Source organism: Candidatus Methylomirabilis sp. (assembly GCA_036000645.1).
Classification (GTDB): Bacteria; Methylomirabilota; Methylomirabilia; order Methylomirabilales; family JACPAU01; genus JACPAU01.
In genome coordinates, this window is record DASYVA010000237.1 from 1 (window position 1) to 16125 (window position 16125).

A 16125-nucleotide genomic window follows, 5' to 3' on the forward strand; every position below is an offset into this window, starting at 1 on the left:
GTCCCGGCGCTGAAGTCCCTCACCCACCTGCCGGTCATCGTGGACCCAAGCCACGGGACCGGGAAGTGGGACCTGGTGCCGCCCATGGCGCTGGCGGCGGTGGCGGCCGGGGCGGATGGACTCATGGTGGAGGTCCACCCCAAGCCGGAGGACGCCCTCTCCGACGGTCCCCAGGCCCTGGTCCCGAAGCGCTTCGAGCGCCTGATGGCGGACCTGGCGGCCCTGGCCCCCGTCGTGGGGCGAGCTTTGTAGGAGGCGGGATGGCGCGGGGGCGACGGGGGAAGGGGGCGGCCCCCCTGTTCCGGCGGATGGCGGTGGTGGGGGTGGGCCTCATCGGGGGAAGCCTGGCCGCCGCCTGCCGCAAGCGGGGACTGGTGGAGACCCTCGTCGGCTTCGACGCGGACGGCGGCGCACTGCAGGAGGCGCTGGCCCTGGGCCTTGTGGATGAGGCCGCGCGGGATGCCGCGGCCGCCGCGGCCGGAGCCGACGTGGTCGTGCTGGCCGCTCCGGTGGGGGCACTGGAGGCGCTCGCCGCCGCCATCGCTCCCGCCCTCGCGCCCGCCGCGCTGGTCACCGACGTGGGGAGCGTCAAGGGGGATCTGGTCCGCCGCCTCGAGGCCCGCCTCCCGGCCGGCCGGTACGTGCCGGCCCACCCGATCGCCGGGCGGGAGCGCTCCGGACCCGCCGCCGCCTCCGCCACCCTCTTCGAAGACGCCCGCTGCGTGCTCACTCCGACGCCCCGGACCGACCGGCAGGCGCTCGCCCGCATCCGCCGCCTCTGGGAGGGGGTCGGGGCCGTGGTGGAGCTGATGGACCCGGAGGAGCACGACGACATCTTCGCGGCGGTGAGCCACCTCCCCCACGCGGTGGCCTACGCCCTCATGAACGCCATGCTGGACCTGCAGGCCGACGGGCGGGATGTCCTGCCCTACAGCGCGGGCGGCCTGCGGGACTTCACCCGGGTGGCCGCCTCCGACCCGACGATGTGGCGGGACATCTTCCTGGCCAACCGACCGGCGCTCCTGGACGCGCTCCGCCGGTTCCGGGCCGCCCTGGCGCGGCTGGAGGCCGCCCTCGCCGCCGGGGACGATGCGGCCCTCTGGGCCGAGTGCGACCGGGCCCGCCGGGTCCGCCGCGACCTGCTGTAGGCGCGGCAGGGGGACGGGTGTTGGCATGATGTCCGTGGACGGCCGGCGGCGGCAGGAGGTGGCGGTGTTGGTGGGGCTGCGGACGGGCCGCGTCCCCCGGTGGGCCGCCGAGGATTCCCTCGAGGAGCTGGCCCGCCTCGCCGAATCGGCCGGGGCCTCCCCCCGCCACACGATCCTGCAGGAACGGCCTGCACCGGACCCCCGGACCCTGATCGGGGCCGGGAAGGTGGAGGAGCTCCGCGCCCTCTGCCGCGAGGGGGTGGACCTCGTCATCGTGGACGAGGATCTGAGCGGGACGCAGCAGCGGAACCTGGAGCGGCAGGTCGGCTGCAAGGTCGTTGATCGGGCCGGCCTGATCCTGGACATCTTCGCCCAGCGGGCGATGACCCGGGAGGGGAAGCTGCAGGTGGAGCTGGCCCAGCTCCAGTATCTCCTCCCGCGCCTCACCCGCCAGTGGACGCACCTGGAGCGGTTGGGGGGCGGGATCGGGACCCGGGGCCCCGGGGAGACCCAGCTCGAGTCGGACCGGCGCCGCCTCCGGGTCCGGATGGCCCGCATCCGGCGGGACCTGCGGAAGGTGCGGTGCCACCGGGCGGTCCTGCGGCGTCCGCGCCAGAAGGTTCCCATCGCCACGGTCGCCCTGGTCGGGTACACGAACGCGGGAAAGTCCTCGCTCCTGAACGCGCTCACCCACGCGCGCGCCCATGTGGCCAACGCGCTCTTCGCCACCCTGGATCCCACCGTCCGGAAGATCCAGCTCCCCTCCGGGCGCCAGGCGCTCCTCTCCGACACGGTCGGGTTCATCCGGAAGCTCCCCCCGCAGCTCGTGCAGGCCTTCAAGGCGACGCTGGAGGAGGTGCAGGAGGCCGATGCGCTGGTGCACGTCATTGATGCCGGCCACCCGCAGGCGGGGGAGCAGCGCGCGGTGGTGGAGCGGGTGCTCGAGGAGCTGGGGGTGGCGGGCAAGCCGGTCCTGGCGGTCCACAACAAGATCGACCGCCTCCTCCCGGCCGCCGTCGCGGCGTTGGCTCGGGAGGAGGGGGCGGTGGCCGCCTCCGCCCTCACCGGCCAGGGCCTCCCGCTGCTCCGCAGGGCGCTCGATGCCCTCCTGGAGGCCACGGGGATCCGCTCCCCGGTCCCCCGCCCCCCGGCAGGAACACAGGGGCGCCCGGAGTGATGCGGCGCGCGGACGGCCTTTCCCTCGTGTCGCTCCTGCTGCTGGCCGGCTGTGCTGCCGGCGAGCTGCCGGTGGCCGTGGTGGATAATCCCGAGTACAGCATCGCAACCGGGATGCGGTTTCTGAGGCGGGGACAGTACGGGCCCGCCCTGGCGGAGTTCGAACGGGCGCGGGCGCTGAACGAGGCCCTGGCCCCGGCGTACCTGGGCCTGGCGCTGGCGAAGGCACACCTGGGGGACGGTGACGGGGCCAGGGGGGCGCTGGACGAGGCCCGCCGCCGGGATGGGGTGGCCGTCCACGCCGCGGCCATCCAGGTGCTCACGCTCCTGCAGCCCCCCGGCTGGCTGGCGGAGGCGGAGCGGGAGTTCGAGGCCGGCCGGGGCCGCGCCGCCCGCGACCCGGAGCTCCTGTTCGCCATGGGGCGTGCCTACAAGGCGGCCTTCGCCTTCGAGAATGCGGCGGCCCTCCTCCGCCAGGTCCTCGCCCTCAACCGGGGCCAGGAAGAGGAAGCGGTCGAAGAGGTCGTCGCCCTCGAGATGATCCAGCGCGCCGCGCCCGCCAGCGAGATCGCGAGGCGGGTGGCCCTCAAGGGGCAGGTGACGCGCGGAGAGTTGGCCGCCCTCCTGGTGGAGGAGGTGCGCTGGCTCGCCCTCCCGGAGGTGACCCGGGGGACCGCCGAGCCGGCCATGGCCTACCCCTTCGCGGCGGACCTGGAGGACTCGCCCCACCGGGGGGCCGTGGAGGCGCTGCTCAAGCGGCCCCTCCGGGGCCTCCGCCTCTTCCCGGACCAGACGTTCGCCCCGGACCAGGTGGTCTCCCGGGATGTTTTCGCCATCATCCTGGAGGACATCCTCCTCCGGGTGAAGGGGGACGACCTCCGGGCATCCGCGCTCCCCGCCGGGTTCTCTCCGTTCGGCGACCTGCCGGCGGATCACTTCGCCTTCAGTGCCGCGCTCCTCCTGACCCGCGGCGGCATCCTGGAGGGTCGGCCGGCCGACCGCTTCGCCCCCCGGGAGACGGTGTCCGGACCGGAGGCGCTCCTGGCCCTCCGAAGGCTGCGGGAAGTCCTGCAGGCCCCGTGAACCTCCCCAACAGCCTCACCCTCATCCGGGTCCTGCTCGTGCCCGCCATCGTCATCCAGCTCCTCTACGACGCCACCGGGGCCGCCCTCCTCACGTTCTTCCTGGCCGGACTCACCGACGCGCTGGACGGCTTCGTCGCCCGCTCCCGCCGACAGCGGACGGAGTTGGGGCGGGTGCTGGACCCGCTGGCCGACAAGGCCCTCCTGGGGGCGGCGTTCGTGACGCTGGGCGTCCTCGGGGACTTGCCGCTCTGGCTGGTCATCATCGGGGTCAGTCGGGACGCGATCCTGGTGGTAGGCTCTCTCATCCTCTACATCCAGGTGGGCCGGCTCGGGAACCCTCCCTCGGCGCTGGGGAAGGTGACCACGGCGCTGCAACTCGTCACGGTCCTCCTCGCCATGGGGGTGGACCTCAGGCCCTCTCTCCAGCCCGTCCTCAGGCCGGCCGTCTGGGTCACCGCCGCGGCGACGGTGCTCTCCGGCCTGCACTACATGGTCCAGGGAGCGCGGCAGCTCAACGCGGGGACGGCCACCCCTCCCGCGACCGGAGCGGCCCCGTAATGGCTCCCCTCTCCCGCATCTTTCCTGGTCCCCTGCTCACCCTCGTGGCGCTGGGGGCAGCCGGCTGGGTCCTCTACCGCCTCCGGGGACTCCTGGGCCTCCTCCTCCTGGCCACCCTCCTGGCCTACGTCCTGGACCCGGCCGTGAGTGCGCTCAGCCGGTGGGGGCTTCCCCGAGGGACGGCCACGCTCCTCCTCGCGCTCGCCCTCCTGGCGGCGGCGGGCCTGACCCTGGTGCTGATGGTGCCGGCCCTCTGGGATGAGCTCCTCCTGGCGCGGCAACGCCTCCCGGAAGGGCTGGCGGCCCTCGAGCGGGTTCTCCGTCCCTGGCTCATGGAGCTGACCGGGCGGGACCTCCCCGTGAGCGCGGCGGAGTGGGTCCGGGAGGGGATGGTGCGGGCGGAGGCGCTCATCCCTCACGGCCTTTCCCTTCTCCGGGAGTTCGTCGTGGGGACCTTCTCCGGGCTCGTGGCATTCATCCTGAACCTGCTCGCGCTGACGGTGGTTCCCCTGTTCACCTACTACCTGCTCCGGGACTTCCCGGTGCTCCTCGCGCGGGCGCAGGAGGCGCTTCCCGGACGATACCGGGAGCGGGTGGTGGAGCTGGCGCGGGAAGTGGATGGGATCCTCCGGGCCTTCTTCCGCGGGCAGCTCACGATCTGCGCGCTTGTGGGGGGAACCCTGGCGGTCGGGCTCTTCGCCCTCGGGGTGGACCTGGCGCTGCTCCTGGGGTTCCTCTCGGGCGCGGCCATTCTGATCCCGTACGTGGGCTACCTCCTGGCGACGGCTGTGGTGCTGCTCGTCACCTGGCTCCAGGGGGGAACGGGGACGCAGTTCCTGGGGGTGGCGGGCCTCTACGGCGCCGTCGCCACGGTGGAGGCGTTTGTCGTCTCGCCGCGGGTGGTGGGGGGATCGGTGGGCCTCCCCCCCGCCTTCGCCCTGCTGGCAGTCCTCGCGGGAGGGAACCTGTTCGGGTTCTGGGGCATCCTCCTGGCGGTGCCCGGAGCCGCCGTCGCCAAGGTCCTGGCGCGGGAAGGGCTCCGGGCCTGGCAGAGCGGGGCGGCGGGGCGGGAGGAGGGGGCGTGAGGGCTGCGGGTGTTCGCTTCGAGACGTTTTCCTGGACGGGCCCTAGGGGTTGCCCTCGGATGCCCCGCCCGGGATCGGCACCCGCGGCTCGGTCAGGAGGTCGCGGAAGACCCAGCCCTCAGTGCCGTCCGGCGCCCGGACGTTGCTCCACTCGCCCCGCTCGTCCAGCAGCTGCACCGCCTCCCCCCGCTTGAGCCGGCCCAAGACAGGGAACCGCGCCCCGGGCCCCTCCCGGATGTTGGCCCCCTCGGCCCTGACCGTGGCGGTGGGCGCGAGGGTCCCGGGGAGGACATCCGGCGCCACCGACCGCTGACCCGCGCGCGCGGGTGGGGGAGGGAGGGGCGCCGCCGGCGTGCCGGCGGCGTCGTAGATGAAATAGCCGGCGGGCACCCCGTCCTGGAGCGCCGCGAGGGCGGAGGGGAGCCAGGCTCGCAGGACGCGCTCGGTGGAGGTCCCTGCCCACCGTTCGAGGGAGCCCGGGAGGGCCGCCCCCTCCGTCGGCGGGCCCTGGCCTGTCCCGGTCACGATCCGGCTGATCATCAGGGCTCCATTCCGAGCGTCCACCAGGCCGAGTTCCGTGACAAGGATGGGGGGATCCGGACCCGCGGCGGGCCGGAAGTCGAGGATCGTCCCCCGGAGCAGCACATCCGCCTGCTCTCCCGGAGGGAAGGTGAGCTGGAAGCGTGGCTCCCGAGCGAGGGCCTCCCGCAAGAGGAGGGCGAGCCCCTCTGCGAGGGGACCCGCGCCCTGGGGCGTCTCGTCCACGAATGGGGAGAGCGCCAGGCGGGCCCGCGGGGGAAGGGGGGGCTCCGCCAAAGGTCCTGCCGGGGCCGCGCAGGCGGGAAGGAGAGCCACGAGGAGCGTCGCGACGGCGGGGGACGTACGCTGCACGGGGACCTCCGGGGCCTCCCGGAACGCCGGCGGCATGGTAGCACGCTTGCGGTGCGGCCTCAACGATCCCTGCGCGCTCCTGGGGCCCGGCCCTTGGGAGCTCGGGACGCGTATGGTACATAGGAGGGAGGGATGGACGGTGCGAAAATGGAGACGCCCACCATCGCGATCGTCGGGCGCCCGAACGTAGGCAAATCCACGCTCTTCAACCGCCTGGTGGGGGGGCGCCGGGCCATCGTGGACGACCAGCCGGGTGTCACGCGGGACCGGCTCTATGGTGTCAGTGAGTGGCGAGGCCGCCGGTTCGCCGTGGTGGACACGGGCGGCTTTGAGCCCGCCGCACCCGATCCCCTCATGGCGGCCGTGGAGGCCCAGGCCCGGGTCGCCATCGAGGAGGCCGACTGCATCTTTTTCCTGGTGGACGGGCAGGCCGGGCTGAACCCCGCGGATGCCGCGTTCGCGCGGATCCTCCGGGAGGAGGCCACCCGGCCCGTCCTGCTGGTGGTGAACAAGGTGGACTCCGTCCGGGCGGAGCCGGCGGCCTCCGAGTTCTATCGGCTGGGCTTCGAGCGTCTCTTCGCGGTCTCCGCGGAGCAGGGGCTGGGTGTCGGGGATCTGCTGGACGCGGCGGAGGCCCTGCTGCCCCAGCCGGCCGCCCCGCGCGAAGAGCACGAGGCGGTCACCGTGGCGGTGGTGGGGCGCCCGAACGTGGGAAAGTCCTCCCTGGTCAACCGGCTCCTGGGGCTTCCGCGCGTCATCGTGAATCCCGAGCCCGGGACGACCCGGGATGCGGTGGACACGCCGCTCACCGTCGCCGGCCGGCCCTACGTCCTCGTGGACACGGCGGGGATCCGGGCGAAGCGGAAGGTGGGCTACCGGGTCGAGGCCTACAGCGTGCTCCGGGCGCTGCGCAGCATCGACCGCTGCGACGTGGCCATCCTGGTCCTGGACGCCACCGCCGGGGTGGTGGAGCAGGACCAGAAGATCGCCGCGACCGCCGCCGAGGCCGGCTGCGGTCTGATCCTGGCGGTCAACAAGTGGGACGCTGCCCCTCGGGACGTGACCGCCGACGAGTTTGCCCTTGAACTGCGGGGGAAATTCCAGTATTGTGAGTTCGCACCGATCGTCACCTGCTCGGCGTTGACGGGGCTTCGGGTCGCGCGCCTCTTCCCCCTGGTGGCCCGCGTCGCGGCCGAGCGGGAACGGCGGATCGGGACCGGGGAGCTCAACCGGGTCCTCGCGGAGATCGTCGAGCGGACCCCGCCGCCGACGCACAAGGGGAGGCCGGTGAAGATCCGGTACGTGACGCAGAGCTCCACCCGCCCCCCCACCTTCATTCTCTTCACGAACCTTCCCCAGGGCCTTCCCCCCTCCTACCGCCGGTTTCTGGCCCGCCGCCTCCGGGAGCGCTACGGCTTTGCCGGGACCCCCATCCGCCTCCTCTTCCGCCGGGGGAGTGGACGGGAGGCGGCCGGGTCGGGCAGCGCAGCAGGCGGGGGGCGCTGAGGGGCCGCGGCCGCCATGGCCGGTGAGCGGATCCTGGCGATCGACGACGACGCCTTCTTCCGTGCCCTCTACCAGGATCTCCTCACGCCGGACGGGTACGCCGTCGAGAGCGCGGCCAGCGGCGCGGAGGCGCTGGAGCGCCTGGCGCGGGAGGCTCCCGACCTGGTCCTCCTGGACCTCGTGATGCCGGGCATGGACGGCCTGGAGACGCTCCGCCGCATCCGGGAGACCCAGCCTGAACTCCCGGTGGTGATGGTCACCGGCCAGCAGGACGTCCGCGCCGCAGTGGAGGCCCTGAAGCGTGGGGCCGCCGATTACCTGGGGAAACCGGTCCAGGCGGACGAATTCCGCGTCACCATCCGGCGCCTCCTGGAAGCCGAGCGGACGAAGCGGGAGCACGCCGCTCTCGTCGAGGAGAACCTGGCCCAGCTGCAGACGCTGGCCCTCCTGCGCCGGGCGCAGGAGGCGCTGGGCCCAGCGGGCGGGCGCCGCCTGGAGGCGCTCGTGGCCCTGGCGGCCGATGAGGTGGCCGCTTCCCGGGCTGCCCTCCTGCACGCCGCCGGGGCCACCGACCGGCTCCTGCCTGTGGCGGCCTTCGGCTATCCCGCGGGGGCTCTGGCGGGACGCGGCCTGCCTCTGGGGGAAGGACTCCTGGGGAGCCTGGTCGCCCGCGGGGTCCCGGCCGTCCTCCGGGGAGAGGAGGTTCGGGAACGCGGGAGCCCCGCCGAGCGGGAGCTGGTCGGGGACGGGGCGCTCCTCATCCCGGTGGCGGTGGGCGGGGAGGCCCGGGCGGCGCTGCTGGTGGCGGGCGGGGAGAAGCGGGGTCCCTTTGTGGCAGCGGAGGCCGCGCTGCTGCAGCCGCTGGCCGTCCCGCTGGCGCTCGCCCTGCAGCTGACCGAGGCCGAGGGGGGCGGCCCCTCGGCGGCAGGGATCACAACGGGCGGGCTCCCCCGTCTGGAGGAGCGCTTGGAAGAGGAGATCCGGACGTCCCGTCGCTACGGCCGCGCGTGCGCCGTCCTGCTGGTGGGCGTCGGGGGATTGCGGGAGGTTTTGGGAGAGGAGGAGGCGAGGGGGGCGGCGATGGGGGTTGCGGCGACCGTCCGGGCGACCGTCCGAGGCGCCGACACCGTTCTGGATCTGCCCGAGGGGGACCTGGGCATCGTCGTGCCCGAGACCGATTACCAGGGGGCGATCACCGCTGCCCGCCGGATCGAGCGGGCGCTCAGGGCCGCGCCCTTCGGCGACGCGCTGTTCCTCTCCGCCACCGCACCCGTCTCCTACGGGATCGCCGCCTTCCCGACCCACGGGGAGGGGGGGGCGGCCCTCATCGCGCGGGCCCGGAAGAGCCTCCGCCGGGGCGGGGATGATCGGGCCCGGACCGAGACGGTGTGGGAGTTCGTCGACCGGCTGCTCGCCGAGGCGGAGCGGAGCGGTGCCTCGGCGCCCACCCCGGCGCCGGTGGAGTTCGGCAGCCGGGATCTCAAGTGGGTCGCCGATCTCCAGGAGTACGGGACCATCGAAGCCTACGTCGAGGAGGAACTCTTCCGGTCCGGGATCGGCGAGGGGGTGCTCTTCCTGGGGGTGGGAACGGCGGCGGATGGCCTCGCCCGTCTCTCCCGCCTGAAGGCCCTCCAGGGCCGAGGGATGCAGGCCACCCTCTTCGCCAGCGAGGACGGGAGCGCGATCCCGGCCGACGGCCTCGCCCTCGCCCTCGCCCGCGATGCGGACCTGCACCGGACCCGGTTCCTCCTCTACTACGGGATCCAGGTGAGCTACGGGGTGGTGGGGCGGCGGGACGGGGAAACCTTTCGGGGGCTCTTCACGGGCAACGCGCTGCTCGTGAACGAGATCATGAAGAAACTGCGGGAGCAGTACCTGGGTCCGAAGCGGAGCTGAGGGGAGCGGCAGTCATGGTTCCGAGCAAACCGGACCGCCTGGCCGGGGGCAGGGCGTGAGAGCGCTCGGCGCGGGGGCCGTCATCCTGGGCAGCCCGGTGGGCGCCCTGGCGTGCGGGACGATCCTGGCCGCGGCCGGCGTCCCAACCCGGATCCTGGAGCCGGGAGAGGTGGCGGGGGAGCCGTACGGCACCCTCCAGCACCCTCCCTACCGCTTCGACACGGTCCCGCCCCTTCTCTGGGGCTTGGAGGCTGGGGGCGCGCTCACGGAAGCGCTCGCCCCCCTCGTCCTCCCCCCCTTCAAGTGCTACGAGCCGGGCCTCCAGGTGATCCTGCCACGCCACCGGCTGAGCCTGCACGCCGATCCCGCACGCCTGGAGAGGGAACTCACCCGGGAATGCGGGACCCGGGCGTCGGCGGTCCGGGCCTTTCTCGCCGAGCTGGGGAAGCTCGCGGCGCGCTTCGGGGCGGCGCCGGCCCTGCCGCCACCGCTCCTCCCCCGGCCCGGAGCGCCCCGCGGCTCTCGGCTTCGACGGGAGCTGCTCCCCTGGTTCCCGCCGGTTCGCGGGGGGCTCGAGCCGGTGGAGGAGCTCCTCGTCCGGCATCGCGTGGGAGAGCCGTTCGCGAGCGTCGTGGGCCTCCTGACCGCGTTCTGGTTCGCCGAGTCTCCGTCATCCTGCCCTGCCCTGGCGCTGGCGCTCCTCCTCGAGCGGCTGCGAGGGGGCCTCTACCTCCCCGCGGGGGGAGCCCAGGCCCTTCCGGAGACGATGGTGGGAGAGTTTTTCCGCGCCGGCGGTCACCTGCGGACCGGGGCGCCCGTGCAGGCCCTGCTCACCCGGTTCCGGCGCGTGACGGCGGTCCTGACGGGCGCGGGGGAAGCGGTCCCCTGTTCGGCCGCCCTTCTCGCGCAGGACGGGCACCCTCCCCTCCGGAAGGCCTCCCGCCCGGCCGAGGACGGGGCCCCGCTGCCCGCCCCCTCCCGTCCGGCCGGGGCGCTCCTCCACTTCGCCCTGGCCGAGGCCGTCCTCCCTCCCGTCCTGGGCCCCTGCGCCCTCGCCGCCCCCGGCGGTGCCGGGGGTCCCCTGTGCCTCCTTATGCTTGCCCCGCCCGATGACCACACCCGGGCTCCCCGTGGGGAGCGGGCCCTCTCGGTGCTTTTCCTACCGGGCCCGGGTGAGGACGGGATCTCCCTTGCCGCGCTTCCTCCGGAGCGTCTGATCGCGCGCCTCGAACCGATCCTCCCCGGTGCCGGCCGTTACACCCGCTTCGCGGCGGTGGGAGCGGCCCCGCCGGCCCCGCCGGAGGCGCCGGCGGCCAGCGCCCGCCTCTGGTGGGTCCGGGCGATCCGGGAACCGCTCGGGCCGGTTCGCGGGTGCCTTCCCCTGCCGCGGACGGGGCTGTTCGGCCGCGGTCTGCTCAGCGAACTCTGCTGGGGCCGCTATGTGGCGGAGCGCCTCCTGCGGCACTGAGGCCGGTGCCATGGCCCACGAGAAGATTCTGGTGGTGGACGACAACCGCAACGTGTGCGACCTCATCGCGACCAGGCTGAAGGAGCGGGGGCTGGAGGTCGCCACGGCCGCCAATGGCCTGGAGGCGCTGGAGATCACCAAGCGGGACCGGCCGGACCTGGTCCTCCTGGACATCATGCTCCCCTGGTTGAACGGGTTCGAGGTGGCCAAGATGCTGAAGGCGGATGCCGGCACGCGGCACATCCCCATCATTTTCCTGACCGTCAAGGACCGGGTCCAGGACAAGATCCTGGGGTTCGAGGTCGGGGCGGATGATTACATCACCAAGCCGTTCAACTGGGACGAGCTGCTGGCGCGGATCGGGGCCGTCCTCCGGCGCGCGGCCGCCCCTCCCCGGGAGTCGCCAGCGCCCGAAGCAAAACCCCGGGGCATCGCCGGCGGCCTGGCGGACGTGTCTTTAGCCAATCTCATCCAGTTCATCGAGGTGGACAAGAAGTCGGGGATCCTCACGCTGACCCACCCGAAGGGCTCCGGGTACCTCCTCTTCGGTGAGGGGCGGATCGCGAACGCGGTGGCCGGCCGGTTCCGGGGGGAGGCCGCCGTCCATCACATGCTCGGGTGGCAGGAGGGGGGGTTCGCCTTCGAGCCCTGGCACGCGCCGGTGGAACAGGTCGTCGTCGCGGGGAACCAGGAGCTCATCATCGAAGGCATGCGGCGGCAGGACGAGCTCGCCCGTCTCCGGACGCGGCTGCCCGCCGCGGGGACCCGACTTGCGCCTCGCTCGGGGGAGGCGGACGAGATTCGAGAGGAGGAGGCTCGGCGGGTCTGGGAAGCCTTCCACGGCGGTCGGCCCGTTGCGGATGTGCTGGAGAAGCTGGACCTGGACGAATTGCGGATCGTGGAGCTGGCGGCGGGCCTGTACGAGCGGGGACTCCTGGAGGTGAGCGGCGGTCCATGAGGGATGGAGGGGAGCCATGCTGGAGCGCCTCTTCCGGATGCGGGAGCACGGGGCGGACGTGGGGACGGAGGTCCTGGCCGGGCTGACGACGTTCATGGTGATGGCCTACATCATCTTCGTGAACCCGGCCATCCTCTCCTTCGCCGGCATCAAGGATCTGCAGGGGCTCGGGCCCGCCTTCGCCCCGACGCTGGCGGCCACCTGTCTGGTGGCCGGGGCCATGACCATCCTCATGGGGGTCGGGGCGAACTATCCCCTGGCCATCGCCCCGGGCATGGGGCTCAACGCCGTGGTGGCTTTCCAACTGGTGGCGGGCATGAAGCTCCCCTGGCCCGCGGCCATGGGCGTCATCTTCATCGAAGGGATCCTCATCGCCCTCCTGGTCCTGACCGGCTTCCGGGAAGCGGTGATGGACGCCATCCCGCTCGCCCTGAAGCGGGCGATCAGCGTCGGGATTGGGCTCTTCATCCTGTTCATCGGGCTGGTGTCGGGCGGGTACGTGAAGCCGGGAATCGGGATCCCCGTGACCCTGGGGGACTTTACCTCGATCCCCACGCTGGTCTCGGTGGTGGGGCTGCTCCTCACCGCCACCCTGATGGCGCGGCGGGTGAAGGGCGCCCTGCTCCTGGGGATCCTCTTGACCACGGGGGTGGCGATCCTGCTGAACGCCTTCGGCGGCTCCACGGCCTTCCCCACCCCTGGGATGGCGGTCCTCCCGAAAGCGCTCGTCCGCTGGCCCGACTTCTCCACGCTGGGACAGGGGATCACCTTCGCCGTCTTCGTGCACATGGGGTTCCTCTCCGCGATCCTCACGATCTTCTCGATCATGCTGGCGGACTTCTTCGACACCATGGGCACCGTCATCGGCATCGGCGGGGAAGCGGGGTGGCTGGACGCGCGGGGGAAGCTGCCGCGCCTGAACCGGGTCCTCTTCATCGATTCCCTGGGGGCGGTCTTCGGGGGCGCCGCCTCGAGCAGTAGCGCCACCACGTACATCGAGAGCGCCGCGGGGGTCTCGGAAGGGGGGAAGACCGGCCTCACCTCCGTCGTGACCGGCTGCTGCTTCCTCCTGGCCCTCTTCTTTTCCCCGCTGGCCGAGATCGTCCCGCCCCAGGCCACCTCGGCCGCCCTCATCGTGGTGGGCTTCCTCATGTGCGCGATCGTGAAGGACATCCCCTTTCACGACTTCGAGGAAGGGTTCCCCGCGCTGATGACCATGGTCTTCATGCCCTTCACGTACAGCATCACGAACGGGATCGGAGCGGGCTTCATCACCTATGCCTTCCTGAAGGTGGCCCGGGGGAAGGCGCCCGAGGTCCACTGGATGCTCTTCCTGGCAGCGGGAGCGTTCCTCCTGTACTTCCTGCTTCCGCTCCTGAAGGTCGTCTTCCGTCTCTAGGGCGATGGGCGGCCCCCGTCACGGCTGGTCGGTCTCGGTGGCGACGGCCCGCGCGCTGCAGCGGCGCCTCCGGGAGCACTGCATCCGGGAGGACGCGCTGGGGCCCGTCGGCGTGGTCGCCGGGGCGGACGTGGCCTTCGCCGGGGAGGAGGGGGTGGCGGCCATCGTGACATTGACCTTCCCCGCCCTGACCCTGCGGGAGGTCGTTGCGGCCCGGCGTCCCGTCACCTTTCCCTACGTGCCCGGGTTCCTGACGTTCCGCGAGGGGCCGGCCCTCCAGGCGGCCTTCCGCCGGCTGCGGCGGCGACCCGACCTGATCCTCTTCGACGGGCACGGCCTGGCCCATCCGGCCCGCTTCGGGCTTGCCTGTCATCTCGGCCTGCTGTGGGACGTGCCGGCGATCGGGTGTGCGAAGAGCCTCCTGGCCGGCGAGGTGGCGCCCGGGGCGCTCGGGCTCCGGCGGGGGGCGCACCGGGAAATCCGCGCCGGCGGGGAGGTGCTGGGGGCGGTTCTGCGGACGGCCGACGGGGTGCGGCCCATCTACGTCTCGACCGGCCACCGGGTGAGCCTCCCGACTGCCCTTCGGTTCGCCCTCCGGTGCGGCCGGGGCACCCGGGTGCCGGAACCGATCCGCCTGGCGGACGCCGCCGTCGCCCTGCTGAAGCGGCGGGGGGGCACCCTGCTCCTGCCGGAGGATCTGGCCCGGCTGCTCCGCCGCTCCGGTGGGGGAGCAGAGGGATCCGTGAGGAGAAGGCGGGGTGCCCCCTCGTCTTGACACCCCCCGGACCGCGTGATAGCGTGCGCGTACAGTTTTCACGCGGGTTCCCCCGGAGTCATCCCGGCCGCTTGCCCTGCGCAATCGTCCCGCGCACGCGAGGGTGGGCCGGCAGGAGAAGCGTGCCCCGCATCAGGGCGTTGGTGCGGCCGTGATCCCGCGGCCGCGGCCAGCGCCTTTTTCCCGCCTTCCGGAGTTCGGGATGGGCGTGCCGGGGGCTTGCTCGCCCGGATCCATCCGAAGAGGGATCTCTCGCACCACCCGGACCGGGGGGTTCCCCCCGGGACGGCGGAGGAAACCATGCCCACCAGCCTGCAACTGAAGCCCCCGCGGCACGGGAAGAAGATCACGCTGAAGAAGGGGGCGCTCCAGGTGCCGGACGCGCCCATCATCCCTTTCATCGAGGGGGACGGGACGGGGCGCGACATCTGGCCCGCCGCCGTCCGGGTCCTGGACGCCGCCGTCGCCAAGGCGTACGGGGGGTCGCGGCGCATCGCCTGGTTCGAGGTCTACGCGGGCGACAAGGCCGTCGCGAAGTACGGGACCGACCGGAAGGGGGCGCCGGTCTACCTCCCCCAGGAGACCCTGGACATCATCGAGGAGTACCTGGTGGCCATCAAGGGGCCCCTCACCACGCCGGTGGGGGGAGGGTTCCGGTCCCTGAACGTGGCGATGCGGCAGCTCCTCGATCTGTACGTCTGCCTCCGGCCGATCCGGTACTTCGGGGGCGTTCCCTCCCCGGTGAAGCATCCGGAGCGGGTGGACATGGTCATCTTCCGGGAGAATACGGAGGACATCTACGCGGGCATCGAGTGGCCCGCCCGGACACCGGAGGTCCGGAAGCTCATCGCGTGGCTGCGGAAGGAGATGGGGGTGAAGCTCCGCTTCCCGGCCTCCTCGGCCATCGGGATCAAGCCGGTCTCCACCGAGGGGAGCGAGCGGCTCATCCGGGCGGCCATCCAGTACGCCCTCCGGCACAAGCGGCGCAGCGTAACGCTGGTGCACAAGGGGAACATCCAGAAGTACACGGAAGGGGCCTTCAAGGCCTGGGGGTACGCCCTGGCGAAGCGGGAGTTCGGGGCGTTCACGGTCGGGTGGGACGAGTGCGGCGGGAAGCCCCCGGCGGGGAGGCTCCTGATCAAGGACGCCATCACCGATGCCTTCCTGCAGCAGATCCTGACCCGGCCCGACGAGTACGATGTCATCGCCACCACCAACTTGAACGGGGACTATATTTCCGATGCCCTGGCAGCGCAGGTGGGGGGGATCGGGATCGCCCCCGGGGCCAATATTAACTACGAGACCGGGCATGCCATCTTCGAGGCCACCCACGGCACCGCCCCCAAGTACGCGGGCCTGGACAAAGTGAACCCGGGCTCCGTCATCCTGTCCGGGGCCATGATGTTCGAGCACCTGGGCTGGCCGGAGGCGGCCGGCAAGATCACCGACGCCATGGCGGCCACCATCGCGCAAAAGCGGGTGACCTACGACTTCGCCCGGCTGATGGAAGGGGCCACCGAGCTGAAGTGCTCTGCGTTCGCGACGGCCCTGATCGAGAACATGTAGGCCGGGTCGGGGCCCGGGGGGGCGGGGACGGAGGCAAGCCGATGCGGCCGAAAGTGACGGTGGTGGGCGCGGGAAACGTGGGGGCCACGGTGGCCCAGCTCCTGGTCGAGAAGGAGCTGGCTGACGTGGTGCTGGTGGATATCATCGAGGGGCTCCCCCAGGGGAAGGCGCTGGACCTCCTGGAGGCGGGGCCGGTGGGGGGCTACGACTGCCGCCTCACCGGGACCAACAGCTACGACCCCACGGCCGACTCCGACCTGGTGGTGATCACGGCCGGGATCGCCCGCAAGCCCGGCATGACGCGGGATGACCTCCTCCAGACGAACGCGAAGATCGTGGGAGGCGTCACCGACGAGGTGGCGAAGCGCTCCCCGAGCGCCATTCTCGTCGTGGTCAGCAACCCCCTGGACGCCATGGCGCAACTGGCCTGGAAGCGGAGCGGCTTCCCGGCCCACCGCGTCCTGGGAATGGCGGGGGTGCTGGATGCCGCCCGGTTCCGGACCTTCATCGCCCAGGAATTGCAGGTCTCCGTCGAGAACACGTTCGCCTTCGTCCTGGGGGGCCACGGGGACACCATGGTTCCTCTCCCCAGGTACTCCACGGTGGCCGGGATC

The 16125-nt window shown here is 72.6% G+C and carries 15 protein-coding genes; 14 read left to right on the forward strand and 1 reads right to left on the reverse strand.

Annotated elements, in window-relative coordinates; genetic code table 11:
- The 6 genes from VGT06_13925 to VGT06_13950 all read left to right on the forward strand — a co-directional run.
- A partial coding sequence (locus tag VGT06_13925; protein ID HEV8664221.1) for a 3-deoxy-7-phosphoheptulonate synthase occupies positions 1-252 on the forward strand: 252 nt, incomplete at its 5' end.
- Between the two features lie 8 nt (positions 253-260).
- Positions 261-1148 (forward strand): prephenate dehydrogenase/arogenate dehydrogenase family protein, encoded by an 888-nt coding sequence (locus VGT06_13930; protein HEV8664222.1) that lies wholly within the window; start codon positions 261-263, stop codon positions 1146-1148.
- A gap of 25 nt (positions 1149-1173) precedes the next feature.
- Positions 1174-2325: a GTPase HflX gene (hflX, locus tag VGT06_13935; GenBank protein ID HEV8664223.1), complete on the forward strand. Its 1152-nt coding sequence runs from the start codon at positions 1174-1176 to the stop codon at positions 2323-2325.
- Entirely contained in the window at positions 2325-3407 is a 1083-nt protein-coding gene (locus VGT06_13940; protein ID HEV8664224.1) for an S-layer homology domain-containing protein, read from the forward strand. Before hflX ends, VGT06_13940 begins: the two co-directional genes overlap by 1 nt.
- A complete protein-coding gene (locus tag VGT06_13945) occupies positions 3404-3967 on the forward strand; it encodes a CDP-alcohol phosphatidyltransferase family protein (GenBank protein HEV8664225.1) in 564 nt (187 codons plus the stop codon). The genes VGT06_13940 and VGT06_13945 overlap by 4 nt, the downstream gene beginning before the upstream one ends.
- Positions 3967-5052 carry an AI-2E family transporter gene (locus tag VGT06_13950; protein ID HEV8664226.1) on the forward strand — a complete coding sequence of 362 codons (1086 nt, stop codon included), beginning with the start codon at positions 3967-3969 and terminating at the stop codon, positions 5050-5052. Before VGT06_13945 ends, VGT06_13950 begins: the two co-directional genes overlap by 1 nt.
- Before the next feature lie 42 nt (positions 5053-5094).
- Here the strand turns inward: VGT06_13950 and VGT06_13955 are convergent, their stop codons facing one another.
- Entirely contained in the window at positions 5095-5943 is an 849-nt protein-coding gene (locus tag VGT06_13955; GenBank protein ID HEV8664227.1) for an SH3 domain-containing protein, read from the reverse strand.
- 147 nt (positions 5944-6090) lie between these two features.
- Here VGT06_13955 and der point away from each other — a divergent pair, with 147 nt between their 5' ends.
- From der to VGT06_13995, 8 genes are all read left to right on the forward strand, one after another.
- A complete protein-coding gene (gene der, locus VGT06_13960; GenBank protein ID HEV8664228.1) occupies positions 6091-7449 on the forward strand; it encodes a ribosome biogenesis GTPase Der in 1359 nt (452 codons plus the stop codon).
- Between the two features lie 15 nt (positions 7450-7464).
- Complete coding sequence (locus VGT06_13965) at positions 7465-9345, forward strand: response regulator (GenBank protein ID HEV8664229.1); 1881 nt, start codon at positions 7465-7467, stop codon at positions 9343-9345.
- Positions 9346-9400: 55 nt separating this feature from the next.
- Positions 9401-10813, forward strand: coding sequence for an FAD-dependent oxidoreductase (locus tag VGT06_13970; GenBank protein HEV8664230.1), 1413 nt, complete (start codon positions 9401-9403; stop codon positions 10811-10813).
- 10 nt (positions 10814-10823) lie between these two features.
- The gene (locus VGT06_13975; GenBank protein HEV8664231.1) at positions 10824-11771 is read left to right on the forward strand and encodes a response regulator; all 948 of its coding nucleotides are present in this window, start codon (positions 10824-10826) and stop codon (positions 11769-11771) included.
- Between the two features lie 16 nt (positions 11772-11787).
- On the forward strand, positions 11788-13170 hold the full coding sequence (locus VGT06_13980) for an NCS2 family permease (GenBank protein HEV8664232.1): 1383 nt from the start codon (positions 11788-11790) through the stop codon (positions 13168-13170).
- A 37-nt stretch (positions 13171-13207) separates the two neighbouring features.
- Positions 13208-13945 carry a deoxyribonuclease V gene (gene nfi / locus VGT06_13985; protein HEV8664233.1) on the forward strand — a complete coding sequence of 246 codons (738 nt, stop codon included), beginning with the start codon at positions 13208-13210 and terminating at the stop codon, positions 13943-13945.
- Positions 13946-14245: 300 nt separating this feature from the next.
- Positions 14246-15511, forward strand: a complete 1266-nt coding sequence (icd, locus tag VGT06_13990) for an NADP-dependent isocitrate dehydrogenase (GenBank protein HEV8664234.1) — start codon at positions 14246-14248, stop codon at positions 15509-15511.
- Between the two features lie 41 nt (positions 15512-15552).
- Positions 15553-16125: malate dehydrogenase (locus tag VGT06_13995; GenBank protein ID HEV8664235.1), on the forward strand; the 573-nt coding region annotated here is incomplete at its 3' end.